The sequence below is a fragment of the Bartonella sp. AD328YNZD genome (assembly GCF_042196425.1).
Window position 1 is genome coordinate 21,949 of sequence record NZ_JBHIQG010000010.1, and the last position, 3,158, is coordinate 25,106.

4 protein-coding genes are annotated in these 3,158 nt (G+C 39.2%); 1 reads left to right on the plus strand and 3 read right to left on the minus strand.

Annotated features, from left to right (window positions below; genetic code table 11):
• Window positions 1–1,229, minus strand: a 1,229-nt coding sequence (gene argH / locus ACFIO3_RS01245; protein WP_375704038.1) for an argininosuccinate lyase, incomplete at its 3' end; no start/stop codon positions are given.
• 32 nt (window positions 1,230–1,261) lie between these two features.
• On the opposite strand from argH, the gene ACFIO3_RS01250 reads away from it, so the two are divergent.
• Window positions 1,262–1,957: a TlpA disulfide reductase family protein gene (locus ACFIO3_RS01250; protein WP_375686436.1), complete on the plus strand. Its 696-nt coding sequence runs from the start codon at window positions 1,262–1,264 to the stop codon at window positions 1,955–1,957.
• A gap of 2 nt (window positions 1,958–1,959) precedes the next feature.
• Here ACFIO3_RS01250 and ACFIO3_RS01255 read toward each other — a convergent pair whose 3' ends face one another.
• Both ACFIO3_RS01255 and ACFIO3_RS01260 read right to left on the minus strand, forming a co-directional pair.
• Window positions 1,960–2,475, minus strand: a complete 516-nt coding sequence (locus tag ACFIO3_RS01255; RefSeq protein ID WP_375606049.1) for a YaiI/YqxD family protein — start codon at window positions 2,473–2,475, stop codon at window positions 1,960–1,962.
• Window positions 2,472–3,158: YihY/virulence factor BrkB family protein (locus ACFIO3_RS01260; protein ID WP_375704039.1), on the minus strand; the 687-nt coding region annotated here is incomplete at its 5' end. The genes ACFIO3_RS01255 and ACFIO3_RS01260, both read right to left, overlap by 4 nt.

A 3,158-nucleotide genomic window follows, 5' to 3' on the forward strand; every position in this document is an offset into this window, starting at 1 on the left:
TGAAGGCGACACTGTTTTCTTTCTGCCAATGCCACAGCACGCCCTGTTATGTAATGTGCTTCACGAAAAGGAATCCCTAATTCACGGACAAGCCAATCAGCAAAATCCGTAGCTGTTGCATACCCTAAATCCGCTGCTTGTTTCATGGCTTTTTTATTCACTTTCAAATCAGCAATCATCCCTGTCATTGCTGCGAGTGATAATTTCAAACTCAAAGCCCCATCAAATACATATTCTTTATCTTCTTGCATATCCTTTGAATAAGCAAGCGGTAATCCTTTCATCACCGTTAACAATCCCATAAGCGCACCATTCAATCGACCTGCTTTCGCTCGTACTAACTCTGCCGCATCCGGATTTCTCTTTTGTGGCATAATAGACGAACCCGTTGAAAAGGCATCTGACAAATGAATAAAACAAAACTGTTCACTTGACCAAAGAATTATTTCTTCCGCCAAACGCGAAAGATGCACCGCACAAAGAGCACCAGCGCTTAAAAACTCCAACGCAAAATCACGATCAGAAACACTATCAATTGAATTGCGTGTAGGTTCCCGAAAGCCTAGTGCTTGTGCTGTCATAAAGCGATCAATCGGAAAACTTGTTCCTGCCAAAGCAGCAGCCCCTAAAGGCGATTCATTCATTCGCTCAAGAACATCACGCATTCGCGATAAATCTCGACCGAACATTTCAACATAAGCCATCATATAATGGCCCAATGTTACAGGTTGGGCTAATTGTAAATGCGTAAAGCCCGGCATAAAGGTATAAACATGTTGTTCTGCGCGAATAAGTAATTGCTCTATCAATCCTTTTAAAGCTTGTGCTATCTTTTGCGTTGCTTCACGTACCCACAAGCGAAAATCAACAGCAACTTGATCATTGCGTGAACGCGCCGTATGCAAACGCCCTGCTACAGAACCTATCAATTCACTCAACCGCGCTTCAATATTCATATGAATATCTTCAAGCTTTCGTGAAAAAACAAATTTACCGTCTTCAATTTCTTGGCGAATAAGTTTCAAACCATGAACAATTTTTTCATAATCTGATTGTGAAATGATTTTCGTTTGCGCTAACATAGCCGCATGAGAAAGAGAACCTTCAATATCTTGTCGATAAAGTTTTTGATCAAAATCAATAGAGGCATTAATTTCTTCCATAATTGCAGCAGGACCTGCCGTAAACCGACCACCCCATATTTGGTTCTTTAACTTCTCATCTGTCATATTCTGAAAACACCCATCCAAAGGACAAAATTATGATTTTTCAAATTTTCATCAGCGAAAAAAACAATAAAAAAAGGCAAATCTCCCTTGCATTCTTTATCATTGCATTGAGTTTATACGCAACCATAAACTACGATACTAAAAGAGAGTTTTTTCTTTTCAATTTCATTTCAGCAGCACAAGCACAAGAAATAAACACTGATAAAGCACGAGCAGAAAAAATGATGGCGATACGAAAAGCAGCAAAAGGCTTTTTTAGCCACATACGATTTGCTGATACACCCTCGGATATGAATAAACTCTCTTTCAAGGATATTCTAGGAAAAGAGCGTACACTCAGCGAATTTACCGGAAAACCAATGCTGGTCAATCTATGGGCTATTTGGTGTGCACCTTGCCGCACAGAAATGCCCGAACTTGCGCAATTAAAACGTGAATTAGGTGGAGAAAACTTTGATGTCATAGCGATTAATATCGATAAAACTGCTTCTCCTGAAAAAATTCAGCAATTTTTACGAGATATTCATTCAGATAATTTGCTTTACTATCGCGATAAAACAATGGATATTTTCAATAATGTTAGAAAACAGGGGCTTGCTTTAGGACTCCCCATTACATTGCTCATTGATAAAGAGGGATATCTCATTGCTTCCTTCAATGGTGCAGCTCCATGGGCCAATGACGATGCCAAAACACTTATAAAAGCAGTGATTAAAGAGGCCCTATAACTTTAATAACCGCGTCTTTTTAAACGTTGTATAACAAGATCCAGTGCTGACAAAAAAGCAGAACGGTCTTTACGAGAAAAAGGACGGGGACCACCTATTATACTGCCCTGTCCACGCAAATCTTCCATCAAATTGCGCATCGCCAAAGCCTGACCAATTGAATTTACATCAAAAATACGCCCCGTTGGCGAAAGACAAAAACCCCCAGCTTGCACAACCCTTGCTGCTAAAGGAATATCACTGGTAATAACGATACTCGCCTCATGCACATGTTCTACGATCCAATCATCAGCACCATTGAATTCACCAGCAACGACTACTCTCTCAATGAGCGCTTCATCTGGAAGGAACAAAGAACGATTTGCCACAACAAATGTCTTAAGCTGATAACGATTCATCACACGATAAACTTCATCTTTTACGGGACAAGCATCCGCATCAACCAACAAAGTAATGGCAAGTTTTATTCCTCTATCTATCTTTTGATTTTCGTACGATCTACTGTTTTTTTCATTCATCGAAGAGAGCGCCAATAGTTACGATAAAACATTATTGCGGCGTTTATTTCACCTCCCAAAATAAAAATTGCGCTTAAGATGTAAAGAAAAATAATGGCAACCATAATAGATGCTAACCCCGCATAGGTTGAAATATAATCAAACATCGTCAAATATTGTGCAAAAGCAAGAGAAGCCATAAACCATACAAACATTGTCACCACGATTCCTGGTAAAATATCTATAAATTTCCGCTGTCCTGCTGGAAGCCATTTATGAACAATCAAAAGACTGATAAACAAAATAACGACTGCAACTGTATAACGCCATAAACGAATAACACCAATGTATTCAGTCATAAAAAAAGAATGATTTTGCATAATTTTGGTCAGCAAAGGCGCCAGAATCAATAAAAAGCTAATCACAACAAGACCAAAAGCTCCAAGGATTACAAAAAACAGACTTTGAAAACGACAAAACAACAAACTCCGTCGATCAGTAACACGGTAAGCTTTATTTAAAGCCGTACGCAAAGCCTCTATCCCATTAGAAGCAAAATAAGCCGCTCCAATGACAGAAAGCGTCAACACACCTCCTCGATGAATGGTTAAAACATTGACAATTTCCTGAGATAAAGGCTCTGCAATAACATCAGGCAATAACTGCACCAGTGCTTTAATTTTTTGCGGTGTATAGGTAAAAGC

Bases quoted from the DNA above. Each gene is read 5' to 3' on its own strand.
- ACFIO3_RS01250 (WP_375686436.1), top strand. From the start codon at position 1,262: ATGATTTTTCAAATTTTCATCAGCGAAAAAAACAATAAAAAAAGGCAA.
- ACFIO3_RS01255 (WP_375606049.1), bottom strand. From the start codon at position 2,475: ATGAATGAAAAAAACAGTAGATCGTACGAAAATCAAAAGATAGATAGA.